This window comes from Actinokineospora alba, from assembly GCF_004362515.1.
GTDB classification, from domain to species: domain Bacteria; phylum Actinomycetota; class Actinomycetes; order Mycobacteriales; family Pseudonocardiaceae; genus Actinokineospora; species Actinokineospora alba.
In genome coordinates, this window is the sequence record NZ_SNXU01000001.1 from 1112117 (window position 1) to 1129760 (window position 17644).

At 68.1% G+C, this 17644-nt stretch carries 20 protein-coding genes and 3 tRNA genes; 5 read left to right on the plus strand and 18 right to left on the minus strand.

Annotated features, from left to right (window positions below; translation table 11 throughout):
* Positions 1-197 precede the first annotated feature (197 nt).
* Both C8E96_RS05190 and C8E96_RS05195 read left to right on the plus strand, forming a co-directional pair.
* The gene (locus C8E96_RS05190) at positions 198-941 is read left to right on the plus strand and encodes a hypothetical protein (RefSeq protein WP_091382708.1); all 744 of its coding nucleotides are present in this window, start codon (positions 198-200) and stop codon (positions 939-941) included.
* Between the two features lie 52 nt (positions 942-993).
* Positions 994-1209 carry a hypothetical protein gene (locus C8E96_RS05195; RefSeq protein WP_091382931.1) on the plus strand — a complete coding sequence of 72 codons (216 nt, stop codon included), beginning with the start codon at positions 994-996 and terminating at the stop codon, positions 1207-1209.
* A gap of 323 nt (positions 1210-1532) precedes the next feature.
* On the opposite strand, the gene rplA is transcribed toward C8E96_RS05195, so the two are convergent.
* The 13 genes from rplA to C8E96_RS05260 all read right to left on the minus strand — a co-directional run bounded on the left by rplA (position 1533) and on the right by C8E96_RS05260 (position 10132).
* Positions 1533-2252 (minus strand): 50S ribosomal protein L1, encoded by a 720-nt coding sequence (rplA, locus tag C8E96_RS05200; protein WP_091382710.1) that lies wholly within the window; start codon positions 2250-2252, stop codon positions 1533-1535.
* Between the two features lie 120 nt (positions 2253-2372).
* On the minus strand, positions 2373-2804 hold the full coding sequence (rplK, locus tag C8E96_RS05205; protein WP_091382711.1) for a 50S ribosomal protein L11: 432 nt from the start codon (positions 2802-2804) through the stop codon (positions 2373-2375).
* Between the two features lie 82 nt (positions 2805-2886).
* Positions 2887-3696 carry a transcription termination/antitermination protein NusG gene (nusG, locus tag C8E96_RS05210; protein ID WP_091382713.1) on the minus strand — a complete coding sequence of 270 codons (810 nt, stop codon included), beginning with the start codon at positions 3694-3696 and terminating at the stop codon, positions 2887-2889.
* A 71-nt stretch (positions 3697-3767) separates the two neighbouring features.
* On the minus strand, positions 3768-4193 hold the full coding sequence (gene secE / locus C8E96_RS05215; protein WP_091382715.1) for a preprotein translocase subunit SecE: 426 nt from the start codon (positions 4191-4193) through the stop codon (positions 3768-3770).
* A gap of 68 nt (positions 4194-4261) precedes the next feature.
* Positions 4262-4334, minus strand: a tRNA-Trp gene (locus C8E96_RS05220).
* Positions 4335-4487: 153 nt separating this feature from the next.
* Positions 4488-5594, minus strand: a complete 1107-nt coding sequence (locus C8E96_RS05225) for an aminotransferase-like domain-containing protein (protein WP_091382718.1) — start codon at positions 5592-5594, stop codon at positions 4488-4490.
* 63 nt (positions 5595-5657) lie between these two features.
* Entirely contained in the window at positions 5658-5873 is a 216-nt protein-coding gene (locus tag C8E96_RS05230) for a hypothetical protein (RefSeq protein ID WP_091382932.1), read from the minus strand.
* 102 nt (positions 5874-5975) lie between these two features.
* Complete coding sequence (locus C8E96_RS05235) at positions 5976-6380, minus strand: MaoC family dehydratase (RefSeq protein ID WP_091382719.1); 405 nt, start codon at positions 6378-6380, stop codon at positions 5976-5978.
* Positions 6377-6835 (minus strand): MaoC family dehydratase N-terminal domain-containing protein, encoded by a 459-nt coding sequence (locus tag C8E96_RS05240; protein ID WP_091382721.1) that lies wholly within the window; start codon positions 6833-6835, stop codon positions 6377-6379. Before C8E96_RS05240 ends, C8E96_RS05235 begins: the two co-directional genes overlap by 4 nt.
* A 92-nt stretch (positions 6836-6927) precedes the next feature.
* Positions 6928-7092 carry a 50S ribosomal protein L33 gene (gene rpmG, locus C8E96_RS05245; RefSeq protein WP_091382724.1) on the minus strand — a complete coding sequence of 55 codons (165 nt, stop codon included), beginning with the start codon at positions 7090-7092 and terminating at the stop codon, positions 6928-6930.
* 88 nt (positions 7093-7180) lie between these two features.
* A tRNA-Met gene (locus tag C8E96_RS05250) sits at positions 7181-7253 on the minus strand.
* A 63-nt stretch (positions 7254-7316) separates the two neighbouring features.
* A tRNA-Thr gene (locus C8E96_RS05255) sits at positions 7317-7389 on the minus strand.
* 64 nt (positions 7390-7453) lie between these two features.
* On the minus strand, positions 7454-10132 hold the full coding sequence (locus tag C8E96_RS05260; protein WP_091382727.1) for a putative bifunctional diguanylate cyclase/phosphodiesterase: 2679 nt from the start codon (positions 10130-10132) through the stop codon (positions 7454-7456).
* Positions 10133-10400: 268 nt separating this feature from the next.
* Between C8E96_RS05260 and C8E96_RS05265 the strand changes: the two genes are divergently transcribed.
* Positions 10401-11366, plus strand: coding sequence for a GNAT family N-acetyltransferase (locus C8E96_RS05265; RefSeq protein WP_091382729.1), 966 nt, complete (start codon positions 10401-10403; stop codon positions 11364-11366).
* A gap of 51 nt (positions 11367-11417) precedes the next feature.
* Here the strand turns inward: C8E96_RS05265 and C8E96_RS05270 are convergent, their stop codons facing one another.
* Complete coding sequence (locus C8E96_RS05270; RefSeq protein WP_166657877.1) at positions 11418-12398, minus strand: winged helix DNA-binding domain-containing protein; 981 nt, start codon at positions 12396-12398, stop codon at positions 11418-11420.
* Positions 12399-12524: 126 nt separating this feature from the next.
* On the opposite strand from C8E96_RS05270, the gene C8E96_RS05275 reads away from it, so the two are divergent.
* Complete coding sequence (locus C8E96_RS05275) at positions 12525-13049, plus strand: SigE family RNA polymerase sigma factor (protein WP_166657878.1); 525 nt, start codon at positions 12525-12527, stop codon at positions 13047-13049.
* Entirely contained in the window at positions 13046-14245 is a 1200-nt protein-coding gene (locus C8E96_RS05280) for a hypothetical protein (protein ID WP_133794186.1), read from the plus strand. The genes C8E96_RS05275 and C8E96_RS05280 overlap by 4 nt, the downstream gene beginning before the upstream one ends.
* A gap of 56 nt (positions 14246-14301) precedes the next feature.
* Here the strand turns inward: C8E96_RS05280 and C8E96_RS05285 are convergent, their stop codons facing one another.
* The 4 genes from C8E96_RS05285 to C8E96_RS05300 form a co-directional block, all read right to left on the minus strand.
* Positions 14302-14799, minus strand: a complete 498-nt coding sequence (locus C8E96_RS05285) for a hypothetical protein (protein ID WP_133794188.1) — start codon at positions 14797-14799, stop codon at positions 14302-14304.
* A 909-nt stretch (positions 14800-15708) separates the two neighbouring features.
* Positions 15709-15897, minus strand: coding sequence for a hypothetical protein (locus C8E96_RS05290; protein WP_133794190.1), 189 nt, complete (start codon positions 15895-15897; stop codon positions 15709-15711).
* 336 nt (positions 15898-16233) lie between these two features.
* Positions 16234-16767 carry a GNAT family N-acetyltransferase gene (locus C8E96_RS05295; RefSeq protein WP_091382741.1) on the minus strand — a complete coding sequence of 178 codons (534 nt, stop codon included), beginning with the start codon at positions 16765-16767 and terminating at the stop codon, positions 16234-16236.
* Complete coding sequence (locus C8E96_RS05300) at positions 16760-17506, minus strand: GntR family transcriptional regulator (RefSeq protein WP_228770218.1); 747 nt, start codon at positions 17504-17506, stop codon at positions 16760-16762. Before C8E96_RS05300 ends, C8E96_RS05295 begins: the two co-directional genes overlap by 8 nt.
* Positions 17507-17644: the final 138 nt, after the last annotated feature.

Below are 17644 nucleotides of genomic sequence, written 5' to 3' on the forward strand. Positions count from 1 at the left end.
GCAGTGGCACGGGGCGTAAAAAGCGCGCGAGCGCTTGACACTTCCTCGTCCTCCTGCGCGGGCCGCCCGCCTGTCGCGGGACCTTCGCCCTCCTCGGCTTGCGCCTCGGGGGAACCAGCGGTCTTCGGTAGAACCACCGATGAGAGTACGTGGTGCTCTATGCGGTCTCCAAATCGGGTCCACGGCATGATGGTCAGGTGGCCGACGACGAAGAGCCCAAGGGACTGACCCCCGCGTCCGGTGACCGGGGCAAGCAGCCCGACCTGCCCCCTCCGCCGTTCGTCCCGCCGGGGGTGCCGCCGGGGCCGGTGCCGGACCAGCAGTGGCGCGAGTTCCAGGAGTTCCAGCGCTTCCAGGAATTCCAGCGGAACTCGCCGCCCCCTCGGAAGAAGCCGAAGTGGCTGGGCATCCTGCTCGGCAAGTGGGCCCGGCGGCTCATCTTCCTGCTGGTGCTGGCGTTGGCGGCGATGTGGGCCTACCAGCACTACCTGGGCGGACCGGACGAGGCGCTGCCCGCTTCGGAGACCGGCGGGGGGAAGACCGAGCGGACCGTGCTGTTCGCGTCCTCACCCAAGGAGGCGGTGCGGGCGCTGTACGACAACATCGCCCAAGACGTCCTGCCCGACGCCTGTACCCGTTTCGAGACCGAGGCGGTGGCGCTGAAGTTCGCGGACGCCTTCGGGGCCGCGAACTGCGACGCGGCCGTGCACATGCTGAACGAACAGGTCGGCACGGCCAATGAGTACGCGGAACCTTCGTTCCCGTCTCCCGCGAAGATGCTCCCGAACGCGGACGGGACAGTCGTGATCAGCTCGTGCGACATGGTGGTTCGCGATGGCCCGCGGCTGGGACGGTTCACCCTGCGCAAGATCCCGAACGCCCGGGGCGAACAGTGGACGATCTCGGGGTTCGCTTCCGAACCCGCATGTCCTACCCCTTGATCCGACTTGAGGTGGACGCGCGCTGAGACAGGCGCCTCATAGCTTGCTCGTCATGAGTGCGTATGACGGTGCTTCTTCGGCGGTGTTTCTGGTGGGGATCTACGAAGGCGTCGTGCCGTTCGTCTCCAAGGTGTTCGGGTGGCAACCGTTCTTGGCGTTTCCGCTGCGGCTGCCTTCGCCTTGGTGGTGGATCGTGTCGGCCGCGGTGATCGTTGTGGCGGTCGTGGTGCTGGATGTGTTGGACAAAGCCAAGAAGCGCGCTGCTTGAGCGGGGGCTGGGCCGCTCGGGTGGCGCGAGCAGGTTTCGCACTGGGCGCCCGGGCGCGGGGGTGCCTGTTTGGGTGGTTCGCCTTGATTCGGGGACCCCGCCAAATGGGCCTGGCGCGGGCTCAAAAGGTGGGCGAAGTACAGCCCACCCGCGCCGAAAGTTTAGGCCCATTTGCCCCGAATCAAGGCGAACCACCCAAACAGGCCGTTCTGTTCTGCCCCTTGCGTTCATGCTGGTGGCTGCGCTGCCATCTCCTCACCACAACCTCTTCACAAACAAGAAAGGCCCCGCCGAGGCGGGGCCTTTCTTCATGTCGCTGTCGATCAGGCGTTCGCGTCGTCCTCGAGGAGGTTGCGGGTGCGCGCCGGGTCGACGGGGATGCCGGGGCCCATGGTGGTGCTGAAGGTGACCTTCTTCAGGAACCGACCCTTGGCCGAAGACGGCTTGGCCCGCAGGACCTCGTCCAGGGCGGCGGCGTAGTTCTCGACCAGCTTCGCGTGGTCGAAGGACGCCTTGCCGATGACGAAGTGCAGGTTGGCCTGCTTGTCGACGCGGAAGTTGATCTTTCCGCCCTTGATCTCGTTGACCGCCTTGGTGACGTCGGGCGTCACGGTGCCGGTCTTCGGGTTCGGCATCAGACCACGCGGGCCCAGGACGCGGGCGATGCGGCCGACCTTGGCCATCTGGTCGGGGGTCGCGATCGCGGCGTCGAAGTCGAGCCAGCCGCCCTGGATGCGCTCGATCAGGTCTTCCGAGCCCACGGCGTCGGCGCCCGCGGCCTCGGCCTCGGCGGCCTTGTCGCCGGTCGCGAAGACGATGACGCGGGCGGTCTTGCCGGTGCCGTGCGGCAGGTTGACGGTGCCGCGGACCATCTGGTCGGCCTTACGCGGGTCGACGCCGAGTCGCATGGCGACCTCGACGGTCGCGTCGAGCTTGACCTTGGAGGTCTCCTTGGCCAGCTGGGCGGCCTCGAGCGGGCTGTAGAGCCGCTCGCGGTCGACCAGCTCGGCCGCCTGACGGTAAGCCTTGCTGCGCTTTGCCATTGCTGTTCCTTCACATTCATTGCACACCTGGGGCAGGAAACCGTCCCCGGCGTTACGGATCAGTCGTGGTGCGGACCAGCGCCTGGCCCTCCCACACTTGCTTGGTCTAGCGGGTGGTGCTTATTCGACCGTGATGCCCATCGAGCGAGCGGTGCCCGCGATGATCTTCGCGGCCTGCTCGACGTCGTTGGCGTTGAGGTCGGACTTCTTGGTCTCGGCGATCTCGCGGACCTGGTCCCAGGTCACCTTGGCGACCTTGACCTTGTGCGGCTCGGCCGAGCCCTTGTCCACACCGGCGGCCTTGAGCAGCAGCTTCGCGGCGGGCGGGGTCTTCAGCTTGAAGTCGAACGTGCGGTCCTCATACACGGAGATCTCGACCGGCACCACGGTGCCACGCTGCGACTCGGTCGCGGCGTTGTAGGCCTTGCAGAACTCCATGATGTTGACGCCGTGCTGACCAAGCGCGGGGCCGACCGGCGGCGCCGGGTTGGCCTGACCCGCCGTGATCTGCAGCTTGATGATCGCTGCAAGCTTCTTCTTCTTGGGTGGCATTTCCGTGCTTCCTGTTATCGCGTTGTCCACCGCGGGCGAATGGCTGCGCCCGGGTGGCCGGCCGGTCCGGTGCTCGGACCGGTCAGATCTTGGAGACCTGGGTGAACGACAGCTCGACCGGGGTCTCCCGGCCGAAGATCGACACCAGGACCTTCAGCTTCTGCCCGTCGGCGTTGACCTCGCTGATCGTGGCGGGCAACGTGGCGAACGGGCCGTCCATGACGGTGACCGACTCGCCGATCTCGAAGTCCACCTCGACCTGCGGGCCGCGCGACTGCGCCGCCGCCGAGCCCTTCGCGGGCTTGGCTTCCTCGACCTGCGGGAGGAGGAACTTCAGCACCTCGTCGATGGTCAACGGGGACGGCTTGGAGGTGGCGCCCACGAAACCCGTCACGCCCGGGGTGTTGCGCACCGCGGACCAGGACGGGTCGTTGAGCTCCATGCGGACCAGGATGTAGCCGGGCAGCACCTTGCGCTGCACCAGCTTGCGCTGGCCGTTCTTGATCTCGGTGACCTCTTCGGTCGGCACCTCGACCTGGAAGATGAAGTCCTCCATGTCGAGGGTCTGGATGCGGGTCTCGAGGTTGGTCTTGACCTTGTTCTCGTAGCCCGCGTAGGAGTGCACGACGTACCAGTCGCCCGGAGCGCGGCGCAGGGCGTCGCGCATCTCGGTGGCCGGGTCGGCCGGGGCCTCGTCGATCGGGGCGGCGTCGGCCTGAGCGCTCGCGGTGTCCTCGGACTCCACAGCGGTCTCGGCTTCGGCGGTCTCCACGGCGTCCGACTCGGTGGCTTCGGTGGGCTCGACATCGCCTTCCGGCGACGGGGTGACAACCTCGTCGTCGGTGAGGCTGGTCAGCTCACTGCCGCCCGCGGCGCCGTTCTCGGAGGTCACAGTTGGTCTCGCTTCCTTTCATACAACACGTATTCCGCTTATTCGACCGGCGCGCCCCGCTGGGCGCAAGCTCAGCCGAACAGCCAGAACACGCCCTTGCCGAGACCCAGGTCGAGGCCCGAGATGAGGGCGACCATGAAGGCCACGAACACCAGCACCACGGTGGTGTAGGTGATCATCTGCTTGCGCGTCGGCCAGATGACCTTGCGCAGCTCGGCCACGACCTCGCGGAGGAACCGGGAGATGCGGGCGAAGATCGAGCCCTTCGACTCCTTGCGGTCCCTGGCGGGGGTGGGCCGACCCTTGCGGTCGGCCGCGTCGGAGTCGGCCTTGGCGCCGGACTTCGCGGCCCGGGCCTTCGCCCGGTCCGACTTGCTGTCCGCGTCCTTACGGGCGGCCGGGCGAGCCGTGCCACGGCGTTCCCGCCGCGCAGCGGCGGTGACCGGACGAGAAGGGCGCTCCTGCTGCCCCTCTTCCCGTTCCTTGTCCTCGGCCACGCCAGTTCCTCCAACTCGGTGTGTATTCACCGCCCAGCCGGAGGTTCACCCGGGCTGGACGTCAAACGCAGGGGCGACAGGACTTGAACCTGCAACCTGCGGTTTTGGAGACCGCTGCTCTACCAATTGAGCTACACCCCTTCGCTGCCCACCAGCGAGCCGCTGGACCGCGTTCGGACGCCTTTGACTATCCCCACTCTAACCAAGCGGGGAGCGTCAGGGCGTTCAAGCACGGAAGCATACGGCACCGGGCCCGAGGTACCGCAACCGAGTACCTCGAGCCCGGCCGTGGGCTCAGCCCGCGGCGACCTGAAGCGACTTCAGGGCGTCGGCGAGCCGGGTGATGCCGTCTTCGATCTGGTCGACGCGAACGCCGGAGTACGCCATGCGCAGGGTCGACTGACCACCCTCGATGAGGAAGTCGGTGCCCTTGACGAACGTCACACCGCGCTCCTCGGCGGCGGGCAGCAGCTTCGCCACGTCCACGCCCTCGGGCAGCTCCACCCACATGAAGTAGCCGCCCTCGGGGGCGGTGAACTTCGCCTCCGGGATGTGCTTCTCCAGCGCCGCGCACAGCACGCCCACGCGCTCGGCCAGCGCCGCGTTGACGGTGGCGATGGAGCGCTCCATGCCGCCGCTGACGCAGAACTGGTGCACGATCGCCTGCGCGAGCATGTTCGGCGAGATGTAGGTGTTGGTCGCGCGCACGCGGATCTTGTCGATCAGCGCGGCCGACCCGACCAGGTAGCCGACGCGGGTGCCCGGTGCCACGGTCTTGGAGAACGAGCTGGCGAACACGACGCGGCCGCGGCCCTCGTCGAGCTCCAGCATCGAGGGCAGCGCCTCGCCCGCGAACCGGATCAGCCGGTACGGGTCGTCTTCGAAGATCGTGAAGTCGTACTGCTCGGCCAGCTCCAGCAGGCGCTTGCGCTTGGCCAGGCTCAGCGTGTAGCCGGCCGGGTTCTGGAAGTTGGGGATGATGTGCGCGAACGTCGGGCGCAGGCCGCCTTCGAGCAGGGCGGCCAGCTCGTCGGTGTCGATGCCGTCGACGTCGAGCGACACCGGGCGCACGTCGGCGTCGCGGCCGCGCAGGCCCAGCAGCGTGCGGTCGTAGGTCGGGCGCTCCACGATGACCGGCTGACCGGGCTTGGCCAGCTCGTCGAAGAGGAACGCGTCGGCCTGCATCGAGCCGTTGGTGACCAGCACCTGCTCGACTGGCACGCCGTGGAGGTCGGCGAGGTACTTGCGGAGCGGGACGTAGCCCACTGCCGTGCCGTAGCCCAGCGCGCCGCCGGGGTCGGTGGTGAGTGCGGCGTCCGCGGCGGCTTTGAGGCCGTCGACGTCGATGATGTCGAGGGACGGGGCACCGCGGGCGAAGGAGATCATTTCTGAGGCCGTCACCCTGTGAAATCTAGATGAGCCGCGCCTGGGGAGCCCGGTCGGGGCTCCCCAGCGCGGTGACGCTCAGGCCTGGAACGGCGCCAGGGCGGCGATGGCGGACGCGCGCTCGGCGTACTTCCACTTCGCCAGGTCGGCGACGGACTTGATGCCCAGCTCGGCGAGCAGCTCGTCGTGCTTGGGGGTCAGACCCTCCAGCGCCGAGGGCGGAGCGTCGAGCAGCTCGCTCAGGCTCTTGTCCTCATACGCCTTGTCGACCAGCTTGTTCAGGTTCACGGCCACGAACATCCTCCTGGAGCGTGTCACGACAGTCACGAAGCGTGCCCAGCCTGCACCCGTCGAGGTGTCACCGCAATGGCTGGCGATGACCTTCCCTGAAACAGCTCATGAACGCGGTCGGATAACCGCCACCGGCTTGCCGAGCACGGTCTTCCCGTCGAACTTCGCGGTGAGGTCGATCCGCACGGTGCCGTCGTCGTTGACCGCGCCGACCTTGCCGGACACCTCGACCAGCGCTCCCTTGTCGTCATCGGGCACGACGACGGGCCGGGTGAAGCGCGCGGAGTAGTCGACCAGTTCGCCGCCCCAGTCGCTCACCACGCGGCCCGCGATGGCCATGGTCAGCATCCCGTGCGCGATCACGTCGGGTAGTCCGACCTCGCGGGCGAAGCGCTCGTTCCAGTGAATGGGGTTGAAGTCGAGCGAGGCACCGGCGTAGCGCACCAGGTCGGCGCGGGTGAGGGTGACCTCGATCGTCGGCAGCGGGTCGCCGACCTGCGGGGTGCTCATTCGCCTGCCTCCTCGGCGTCGCGCACGACGAGCTGGGCCTTGGCGGTGACGACCGGGTCGCCGTTCGCGTCGGCGATCTCGGCCCGCAGGGTGATGAAGTCGTTGCCCGCGCGGCTCATGATGTTGTCCACGTAGCCCGTCACGAGGAGCTGGTCACCGGCGACGAGCGGGCGGTGGTAGGTGAACCGCTGGTCCCCGTGCACCATCCGGCTGTAGTCCAGGCCGAGTTCGGGGTCGCTGACGATCCTGTTGATCGCGGCGAGGTTCACGATGGTGGTGAAGGTGGGCGGCGCGATCACGTCCGGATACCCGGCGGCCCGCGCGGCCTCGACATCGACGAAGAGCGGGTTGGAGTCCCCGATCGCCTGGGCGAACTCGCGGATCTTCTCCCGACTTACCTCGTACACCGACGACGGCGGATACGACCGCCCGACAAATGATTGATCCAAGGCCACCGGCGAAGGCTACCCAAAGGGTTGTCCGCAAATGCCGAAGACCGCCCTACCAGCGGGTAGGGCGGTCTTCGGTGATCAGTCCTGGACCCGCGTCAGCGAGTTTCCTTGTGGAGCTGGTGAGTCTTGCAGTTGGGGCAGAACTTCTTCATCTCCAGGCGATCCGGGTCGTTACGCCGGTTCTTCTTGGTGATGTAGTTCCGGTGCTTGCAGCTCTCACACGCCAACGTGATCTTGGGCCGCACGTCCGTCGAAGCCACAGCAGTACCTTTCTCACATCACAACCAGGCGGGCCATTTCCCAGCCCAGGTTCCCACCCAAATCGGGTGGGGGTTCAGACCCATCGCGTAGCGGTGGCCGGACTTGAACCGGCGACACAGCGATTATGAGCCGCTTGCTCTACCAGCTGAGCTACACCGCTTTGACATGGATCAAGCCGCGACACACCGCAAGGATATCTCGGTGCAACGCGGCCGATCTGTCGAGCCCCTTTACGGAATCGAACCGTAGACCTTCTCCTTACCATGGAGACGCTCTGCCGACTGAGCTAAAGGGGCTTGTCCCTGGGGACGGGCGTAACTTTACACAGCCTCCCGGAAAGCTCCAAAACCGGGGGTGGCATCACGAGAGCAAGGTCAACACGGTCTCGTCGCGCAAGCCCTTGGCCTGCATGGTTCTGGCCTGTAGCCACGCTTCCAGCCGACTTTCCGACAGCGGGCGGGAGATCAAGTAGCCCTGCGCGACGTCGCAGCCCATGGCCGCGAGCTGATCACGCGCGACATCTTCCTCGACGCCCTCGGCGACCACGGTGAGGCCGAGCGAGTGGCCGAGTTCGACGATCGAGCGGACCACCGCGTGGTCGCCGAGGTCGGTGCCCATGCCGAGCACGAAACTCTTGTCGATCTTCACCTCGTCGACCGGCAGCTGGCGCAGGTAGGCCAGCGACGAGTAGCCGGTGCCGAAGTCGTCCACGGCGAGCACGACGCCGAGCGCGTGCAGCCTGCGCAGCACCGGGAGGGCCCGCTGCGGGTCGGCCATGACGCCGGACTCGGTCAGCTCCAGGGTGAGCAGCTCCGGCGGCACGCCGTGCCGGTCGAGCGCCTCGGCGACCCGGTCGGGGAACGCGGCGTCGTCGAGGCTGCGCACCGACAGGTTGACCGCGGCGGAGATCCGCAGGCCCCGGTCGAGCCACTTGCGGACCCGGATGAGGGACTGGTCCATCACGAACCCGGTCAGCGCGTCGATCAGCCCGGCCGCCTCGACGGCGGGGACGAACTCGTCGGGGTCGAGCTTGCCGAACTCGGGGTGGCGCCAGCGGACCAGCGCCTCGACGCCGAGGACCTGGCGGCTGGGCAGCGCGACCTTCGGCTGGTAGTGGACCTTGACCTGGCCGGTCTCCAGCGCCTGGCGGAACTGGGTGACGAGCTGGAAGCGGCGCAGGAAGATCTGGCCCATCGTGGGCAGGTACACGCGGACGTTGTCGCCGCTGGACCGCGCGGCCCGCAGTGCGACGTCGGCCCGCTGCAGCAGCGCGTCGACGTCGACGTCGGCGGCGAGGCTCTCGCCTTCCAGCGACTTCGGCGTGGAGTAGCCGACGACCGAGCCCGCCTCGACGGTGAGCCGGTCGACCGGGTACGGCGCGGCGACGGACGCGCGCAGGCGTTCGGCGATGGCGTGGGCGCGGTCGTCGTCGGTGTCGACGAGGAGCGCGGCGAAGGCGCCGCCCTCGAGCCGGGCCAGGGCCACGGCGGAGCCGAGTTCGTCGCGCAGCCTGCGGCCCGCGGCGACGACCATCCGGTCGCTCCACGCGTAGCCGAGGGCGTCGCTGACGGTGGCGAGCACGTCGAGGTCGATGCGCAGGACTACGGAGTCGGGGTGGCGGCGCAGCTGGTCGCCCGCGGCCCGGCGGAAGCCGAGGCGGTTGAGCAGGCCGGTCAGCGGGTCGTGGTAGGCGTCGTGGCGCAGGGTCGCGAGCAGCCTGCGGTTGTCCATGGCGGTGGCGAGGTGGCTGGCCATGGTGCCGATGAGCCGCACGTCGGGCCTGCCGAAGCCGCGCCAGCGCGACAGCTTGTCGTGCGCCTCGACGATGCCGAGCAGGTGGCTGCCGCTGCGCAGCGGGACCACGAGGGCCTCGTCGGCGCCGCGGCGCATCAGCGCGTGGCGGATCTCGGGCGCCGCGTCGCCGCGGCGGAAGTGGCGGACCTGTGAGCCGGGCAGGCGCAGCAGCGCGTCGGCGCGGGAGCCGGTGGCGTCGACGCCGTACATCTCGGCCGGGAGGTCCTCGCCGGAGACGACGGTGTGCAGCGGCTGCTGGGCGTCGAACCGCAGGCGCAGCACGACGCGGGCGGCGCCGAGCTGGTCTTTGATCCGGTCGGCGATGACCTGCCACTCGTCGTCGGTGCTCTGTTCGACGCGCGCGGACTCGCTGACCCCGAGCGACGGTTTCGCCGCGGCCTGGTGCCCGGCGCGGGCGACGATGAGGCTGACCTCGGAGAGCGCTTCGAGGTCGCGCTGTTCGCGCAGCATGCCGGAGTAGGCGAGGTAGAGGGCGGACAGGCCGCTGAGCGCGAGGACCAGCAGCGGCGCGCCGGACTCGGCGTGCACCGCGACCTGGTAGCCGATCACGCCCGCAGAGGCGTTGACCATGCCGAGGACCAGGGTGCGCAGGACCAGGCGGACAGCCGCGCCGACGCGCATCCGGCGGCCGAGGATGCGCACGCACACCAGGGCGAGCAGGGTGCTCGACAGCGGTGCGACGAGCGCGCCCGCGATCACTCCGGCCCAGGAGGGGCCGAAGCCGCCGAGCAGCTGGTTGACCAGGGTGAGCGTGGCGAACGCGGAGCAGATCTCGAAGATCATCGCGCCCGCGTTGTAGAGGATGCGGTCGTGGACCCGGCGCACGAGCAGCGTGCCGACGCCCGCGGCCAGGTGCGCGGCGAGGACGACTTCGAACGGCGCCACGAACAGGCCGATGACCAACGGGATCTCACAAAAGGAGATCGACCACGACACCCCGCTGCGGACGTCGATGTTGATCGCGAGCTGTTCGGCGATCAGGAACCCGAGGGCGAGCAGCAGGCCGATCCAGATCAGCTGCGGGCGCGGGTACGAGGGAAGCCACCACGACACCAGGCAGGCGGCGGTGACGGCGGAGACAAGAACGAGGAGGGAGAAGACCAGGAAGCGCCGGTTTGGAGCCGGATCCTCGGCAGGCCACTGCGGGACTTCAGACTGCGGGCTTTCAGCAGCGGGCGGCGGCGGTGTCGCCACCGGTTCGGCCGCGCCTGAGTGGTCCGGCATGCAACCTCCTCGGACGGCCGATGGTGGGCCCGGTTGGTGTACCCCGCACATGGCGGGTCCCCCGACGGCTCGCTGACTGTACCCCGATCAGGCGAAAGAGGCACGTGTGCTAGTTACCCGCCGACACCATGATCCGGCCACATTCCCCGCAGGTTGATGACACTGCGCCGACCGTGACGTGCGCGTGGACACTGTCCGACGCGATCGGCGGATTGTCATCGAATGACTACGGTCACCCCGTGCGGGTGATCTTTTCCCCTGCGCTTTGATGAGCGGCGTGGACCCTGCCGCGACCATCGCCGAGCACGCAGCCCGCGTCGGCGCGTCCGATCCCCTGCTTCCCGTCCCCGCGGAGTTCCGGGCGGGGACGCGGTTGTCGGTCGACGGTGGGGAGGCGGTGACCTGGTTCCAGCACCTGCCGGAGGGGCTCGCGGCCCGCAGTTGGGAGCCCGCGCGCTCGCACCACCTGGACGTCCGGCTGGCGGGCGCCGACCGGGCAGCGACCCTCGGCGTGCTTCTGGACCGGTGGCTGGACCTGATCAGGGACACGGTCACGCCCGGCGACAGCGACTCCGCGGCCGTGGTCGAAATGCCGAGTCGCGATACCGAGGCGGTGTCGGCGCTGGTGCACCGCGGGTTCGTGCCGTGCAGCGTGGTCGCGGTGCGCAAGGCGGGCCGCGGCGGTCAGGCGGGCGACCCGGGGGTGCGCATCCGGGCGGCGACCGCCGATGACCTGGCGGTGGCGACCGAGCTGAACCTGACGGTCGTGCGCTTCGACGCCGCCTTCGGCAAGATCACGCCGCGCGACAGCACCGAGGAGGTGCTGCGCAACCAGCTGGTGTTCCTGCTGTCCCAGCCGGAGCCCCTGGTGTGGCTGGCCGAGCGCGCGGGCCGGGTGGTGGGCCTCGTCCACATCCAGCTGCCGCCGGTGTCGAACTGGGCGGGCCGCTATGTCGCCGCGCCCGCCGTGGGTTACCTCGGGTGTCTCGGCGTGGTCGAGTCCGAGCGCGGGGGCGGGATCGGCGCCGCGCTCACCGCCCACGCGCACGCCGTCATCGACGCCGCGGGCGTCCCCGTGACGCTCCTGCACCACGCGTTGGCCAACCCGTACTCGACCCCGTTCTGGTACTCGGCCGGCTACCGCCCCCTGTGGACCACCTGGCTCCGCCGCCCCACCCTCCCCACCCCGCGAGTCGCCCCGCCAGGCAAACGAGTCGCCCCCTCAGGCAACTGAGTTCGACGTTCAGGACAACGAGTTCGCAATCCAGGACACCGAGTTCGCAGTTCAGCCCTCGAGGAACCGCGCGATGTCGACGATCTCGGCTTCGACGGCGTCGCCGATGCCTTTCGGCAGCTTCCCGAACGGTTCGACGTCGATCTCGCCGCGGGTCCGGCGCCAGGTCGCGACCGCGCGGCCGTCGACCAGCACCGCGGGCATGATGAACCCGCCACCCGCCTGGAGCTTGCGCGTGTGCTCGGCGGGCACCGGCCGCTCGCGGTAACCCAGCAGGTAGGCGTCGAAGTGGCCGACCAGCCGGACCGTCCGGCCGGGATCGGCGGGCTCGGGCGGCTCCTCGGCGTCCTTGAACGCGGCCCGGGCCTTCCCCAGCGGCAGTCCCGACCAGGTGGCGAAGTCCTCGGCGGTGGCGGGCGCGTGGCCTGCTAGGTACCGCTCCGCGAGCCGGGTCAGCGCGCGCTGCTCGTCCACCGCGGGGAGACCGCCGAACCGCACGTAGGTCGGCTCGTCGTCACTGCGGTCGGGACCTCGGCGGATCAGGCCGGTCATCGCGGCGTAGGCGATCAGGTGGGCGGGTGCCTGGGTGCGGGGGTCCAGGTCGATGCCCTCAGCGCGCAGGGTCTCGACCAGCTCGGCCCGGGTCCGAGGCGTGGCCGCGGCGTCGGCGATCAGCTCGGCGCCGCGGGTGGAGAGGTCGTCGTCCAGGCCGAGCCGGGACCGCCTACCGCGCAGGCCGTGGGCGAACCGCGGGCCGAGGAGCGCGACGATCCAGCCGACGTCCTCGGCGGCGAGCAGGTGCAGGGTTCCGCGCATCGCCCACGTGCGGACCACCTCCCCGGAGGTGACCGCCGAGTCGACGTCTGCGCGGGTGAGACCGTCGGTCCGGGCGCGGACGGCGAGGCGGTTGGCCCGGACATCCTGTGCCTGCAAGGCCACGACCCGGCGGACCGCGTCGGCCGTCGACGCCGGTCGACGGCCCGCGAGCCCTTGGGCGACAGTGCGGGCGACCAGCGGATTCACCGTCGTCATGGGCCAGAAGGTAGCGGTCATGGGTCCGATCGGGGAAAGTTCGACGATCGCGGCAACCTTTCGGCGCTCCCCACGGTCTAGGGGGTGGATCGGGACGGAAATCGGCGGCGGATGGGGGGTGGCGGTGTGCGGGAGGACCTGGATTTCGACGGGTTCGTCCGGGAGCGGTACGACCAGCTCCTGCGGTACGCCGTGATGCTCACCGGCCGCCGCTGGGACGCCGAAGAGGTCCTGCAGGAAGCGCTGGTGCGCTGCCTTAAGAGATGGCGCAAGGTGCCCGCGGACAACGCGGTGGCCTACGCCCGCAAGGCGATCTACCACGAGTTTCTGCGCTCAGCCAAGCGCAAACCGCTGGTGACGCTCGACGAGATCGCCGGACAGCTGGACCTCGAGGACTTCGCCGGTGCCGTGGTGGCGCGCGAACACGTCCTCGCGGTCCTGCAGATCCTGCCGCCGCGGCAGCGGGCCGCCGTGGTCGCGCGGTTCTGGCTGGATCTGACCGAGGCGCAGACCGCGATCGAGTTGGGGTGTTCGGTCGGCACCGTCAAATCACTGACAAGCCGGGGGCTGGCGAAGGTCAGGGAAACGTGGAAGGCGGGGGCCGTGCAACACGCGCAGGCAGTCACCTCGCTGGAGAGGAGGTGGGCATGATCGCGGACGAGCAGGACCGGACCGTGGCCCGGCTCCGCCACGAACTGGGGGCCATGGACGTGCACGCGCACGTCGATCAGGTCGACCGGATGCTGCGCAGGGTGCACACCCGCAGGCGGGAACAGCGGCAGCACACGGTGCAGATAGTGGCGGCGTTGGCCGTGGTGCTGATCGCGGTGGCGGGCGCGTTCGTCGTGAGCTGGCGGCCGACCGAGCCGGATCTGGCGACACCGGCGGCGCCGGTCGTCGAGTGGCCGATGCGCGGCAACCTGGTGGGCGACTTCGCGCTGCACGAGCGGGCCGAGGCGCTCTGGCGTGGCGCCGGGGAGAACGGGCCGACCGGGCCCGTGCGGACGATCTACGCGGGCAACCGGGTCGACCGGACGGCGAGCATGGTGGTCATCGCCATGGTGGCGCCGATGGACGCCGGGCGCAGCCGGGTGGCGTTCGTCACCAGCGCGGTCAGCATCCAGGGCATCGCCGACGAGACGAAGCTGTTCCTGCGGTCGGTGACGACGGTGGAGCCGGGGCAGCGGGCCGTGGGCTTCATCGTGGCCAAGCCCGCGTCGGGCGACGAGGAGCTGCGCGGCGGCGGCGCGGTCGGCTTCGCGCTGGCCACGCCGGGGGCGACGGCGGTCAAGTTCCGGTCGTCGATATACGACATGCACCTTGAGGAAAATCAGCCGATCACGTCGGACGGCGCCGTGTGGATCATCAGCCAGTCCGGGGTCGCGGCGTGGAACTCGACCATCGAGGTGGCCGCGCTGGCGTCGATCTCGGTGCGGCTGGCTCCGGCCCTGACCGACGCGAGTGTCGAAGCGGTGACGCTGACGACGTCGGGGCAGACGACCAAGGCGCTCGGCGACGTGCGCGAGGGTGACTTGATCGTCACCCCGCAGGGGCTGGTCGGCGTGGTCGGCTCGGACGGGACGGTGGACACCAGGCTCACCGGGCTGGGCTCCATCGGCACGGTCCAGATCGCCCGGTCGGTCATTCCCGGCGACCTGGTCGAGCGGGCAGGCGTGCTGACCTTCGCGGCGACCGGGCCGGGAGACGTGCTGCCCGGCAACCGGGTGGTGCTGGCCAACGGGGACCTGGTGGTCAACCTCGGCAAGATCGCCGCGGACCGCCTGGCCGTCGAGCGGATGGTCGACCCGAACACGGTCACGACCGCGATGCGGGTCAGGCAGCGATGAACAGGCTTACAACCGCGACGGAGGTGGGGCGCCAGCCCCACCCCCGCCATACCGCGTCAGTTCGGCGACGCCCAGCCGTCGCCCCAGACTCTGGAGGGGCCCCAGTCCTTGGTCAGGCGGAAGTAGTGCTCGTTGTACGGGTTGAGGCCGTACCAGCAGTACCCGTAGTAGTACCCGTCGAGCTTGTACCGGACGGGCAGGCCGATGCGGGTGTCGACGCCGTAGGCGTTCCACATCTCGACCTTGATTTCGCGCGACCAGTAGCTGGGGTCGGTGCTGCCGGTCGCGCGGAGGTTCACGCAGGCGGTGCCGTTGTACGACGGCCAGAACGAGCGGGAAGCCAGGCTCGTGGAGAAGTCGTACGAGAAGTTGAACGGCAGGTAGTAGGCCGCGACCGTGTACTGGGTCGTGGCCCCCGGACGATCCTTCCCATCGTCCGGGACCATTTCCAGCCAGGGCGCGTTCGGATCGGGGCGGCCGGGTACCGGTTTCGCCGCATCCGGCCGGTCACGGCGATTTCCACCATCATCGGCGACCGCGCTGGGCGCCGACACCGTAATAGACAGTATTGACAGCCCAACCAGCAAAAGACGCTTCATTTTCGAAGACAACACCATTACTCCCTCCCGGAGTCAGGAATGGAAAGTTAGTCACAGAGCATGGTGGTACACGTCCATCTTTCGGGTGACACCAGGTCGGCGCGGAGTGCGTCGGCCGGAAAGTGCGACAAATGGCCGCAGGCATCCAGTCCAAAGGGAGCAACGGGTGGACGCATCCGGCATACCCGGGGGACGCCGAAGTCACGGTCCCGCCACTGGCCGGCAGGGGCGCCCCGTGGCGGGACCGCGGGCGAACGCGTCCTCGACGGGGGACTCCCGACCCCGCATTCGCCGGGCGACATCCTGCCCGACGCTTCGCGGACACCTGTCATTCATAGAATTTCAGCGACGAACCATGGGGGCTGAAATTCAAGAGACGTCCGCCGGGAAGTGAAAAACCCGGCGGCACCTCCCGATCGCGCTGCCCTCGCGCGCGATGGGGACCGGGTCCGGCCGCATTTGCAGGGATGCGGCCGGGCCCGCCTTAATTCAGCGGGTCAGGTGCCGACATAAGTGGCAATTGGCATGCGGCACCCAACGGGCCCACCGGGCCGGAACACAACGAAACAAGCCTATGACCGTTCGGACAGGTCATAGGCTTGTTTCGTTGGTGTGGCGGGTGAAGGATTCGAACCTTCGAAGCTTTCGCGACGGATTTACAGGCCATTCCACGCACCCGCTCTGACCTGCGTGTTTAGGTCTCACGCCCGCCATTTCGGCACACATTCGGCACAGGAGCACCGCCTCAGGCCCCCACGAGCAGCCCGACTACGCCCCGATCGGGGCAACTTCCGCGCCTTGAGCAGCCAGTCCTAGCGCGCCTCTCATGGCTGCCCTCTCCCCCGGTTCCAGTGTCAGCGTCGTTCAGCCCCCTGGGCTGGACGCAACGGCACCGTCGTGCAGCAGCTCGACATGCTCCCCGAGTTCGACCACCTTGACCCCGGTGGCGCGTACGACGTCGCGCTGGACGGCGAAGGCGGCGAGATCCCATCCGATCCAGCGTTCCCGGCGCAGGCCCATCAGTGACGGCCGGTAGACCAATCGCGATCTCACCCGGACCGGGTTCACGGACCCTGATTTTGCGGTAACTGCGGTAACTGCGGTAACCATGCAGGTCAGATGGTTACCGCAAGAACTGTGGTTACCGATGTTGCGGTAACCAGCGGAGCGAACCCACGACCTGGTTACCGATGTTGCGGTAACCAGCCCTCGATCGGTAACCATCTGACCTGCATGGTTACCGCAGTTACCGCAGTTACCGCAAAATCAGGCTCCAGCGCGAAGACGCCGCACATGTAGACCAATCTCGATCAGCAGCCGTGGGAGCGATCGCAGAGCGACGCGCTCGCGCTCGTCACCTCCGGGACAGCCAAGGGCAACCCGTTCTCGCTAGCTTCCCCGCGGGCCCAACGGCAGCTCGAACAGCGCCCCGGACGGCCGCCACGACCGATAGACCGTACGCACGTGTTGCCATCCAAGCCGTTGGTAGTACCGCTGCAATGACGTGTTGTCCCGATTGGCATCCAGTCGCAAGCGTGACTTGCCATGATCCCTACCGAGCTTCGCCGCCCATTCGAGCATGAAGGCCCCAATGCCCCGTCCGGCATCTTCGCGTCGAACAGCCATCCTGTGCACGTACAGCGCAGAGTCCAAATCATCGGCTTCTGTCCAAAAATCCATGTCTGCGAACTCGTCGACGGTTATTGTTCCCACGACTTCACGATCAACACCCCGTTTGCCTTCCGCGAACCAGACGCGACCCGCCGCGATTCCGTCAGCAATTCGCTCCACACGGAACGGGCCTTGCCATTGGTCGACACCTATGGACTTCAGCCAACTGGCAGCCTCACCCATCAGGTCGAGCACAATATTAAGTTCGCCCGGCACCGCCACACGCATTTCCAGGCTCGAATAGTCAGTCATCGGGGTCCAGCCTGTCGCGCTCGAACACGATCACGTGCTTAGTTCCTGGCAGTACGGTCACCACGGCCCTGACAGGCCGATCGTCTGCCGTGTAGCCGGTCGAGCGGATCACAGCAACCGGCGTTCCTGGACCCAAATCGAGTTGTGTTGCCTCTGTAGGCGTGGGCATCCTCACTTCAATCTCGTCAATTGCGCGTACCTGTCGCGCACCAAGTTCCGCCAGAACCTCATTTGCGCCGCGCTGAATGTCATGTGGAACCATGATCTCTGACGTGCTTACGAGGGAAAGCGGGAAGTAACTGTCGTTTGCGTTAAATGGTTCGCCGTCAAGATACCGAATACGGCGACGAACAACGGTCATTTCGTCTGGCTTGAGGCCAAGTCTGTTTGCGATCTCGTGAGGCGGATTGACGATCTCAACGTTGATGGTCTGCGATGGCTCTCGCCCGTCCTCAGCCTGTTCTTCCATCCATTGATCCATCTCAGCGAAGTGCGGGCGTGGCCGAAACTCCGCCTGAGGTCGATAGATTGACCGTCGAATCTTGCGGACGAAATAGCCGCGCGGTCGAGCGGGAATGATCAGGCCCTCGTTCTTTAGGAGTGTCAGTGCTTGCCTGACCGTGGCCCGCGCCACTTCGTACTCCGCGCCGAGCGCATGTTCCGTGGGGAGCTGCTGCCCCGGTTCGAGCTGCCCGCTCTCGATCTGCCCGCGCAGAGCGTTCGCGATCCGTACGTACACGGCCTGGGGTGCGCCTCGTGCTGCCATACCCCAAGTCTTCACCCAGATGGACGCTTTGTCTATTCAATGCGCCCAACCGCTTGACACGCCGACGCCGGGCCGGGCAGAGTCCTGACTGTCAGATTGTCTAGTCAATGC

Bases quoted from the DNA above. Each gene is read 5' to 3' on its own strand.
- C8E96_RS05235 (WP_091382719.1), bottom strand. From the start codon at position 6,380: ATGAGCACCCCGCAGGTCGGCGACCCGCTGCCGACGATCGAGGTCACC.
- rplK (WP_091382711.1), bottom strand. From the start codon at position 2,804: ATGCCACCCAAGAAGAAGAAGCTTGCAGCGATCATCAAGCTGCAGATC.
- C8E96_RS05280 (WP_133794186.1), top strand. From the start codon at position 13,046: ATGATCGCGGACGAGCAGGACCGGACCGTGGCCCGGCTCCGCCACGAA.
- C8E96_RS05265 (WP_091382729.1), top strand. From the start codon at position 10,401: ATGAGCGGCGTGGACCCTGCCGCGACCATCGCCGAGCACGCAGCCCGC.
- C8E96_RS05260 (WP_091382727.1), bottom strand. From the start codon at position 10,132: ATGCCGGACCACTCAGGCGCGGCCGAACCGGTGGCGACACCGCCGCCG.
- C8E96_RS05270 (WP_166657877.1), bottom strand. From the start codon at position 12,398: ATGACGACGGTGAATCCGCTGGTCGCCCGCACTGTCGCCCAAGGGCTC.
- C8E96_RS05195 (WP_091382931.1), top strand. From the start codon at position 994: ATGAGTGCGTATGACGGTGCTTCTTCGGCGGTGTTTCTGGTGGGGATC.
- rplA (WP_091382710.1), bottom strand. From the start codon at position 2,252: ATGGCAAAGCGCAGCAAGGCTTACCGTCAGGCGGCCGAGCTGGTCGAC.
- C8E96_RS05295 (WP_091382741.1), bottom strand. From the start codon at position 16,767: ATGACTGACTATTCGAGCCTGGAAATGCGTGTGGCGGTGCCGGGCGAA.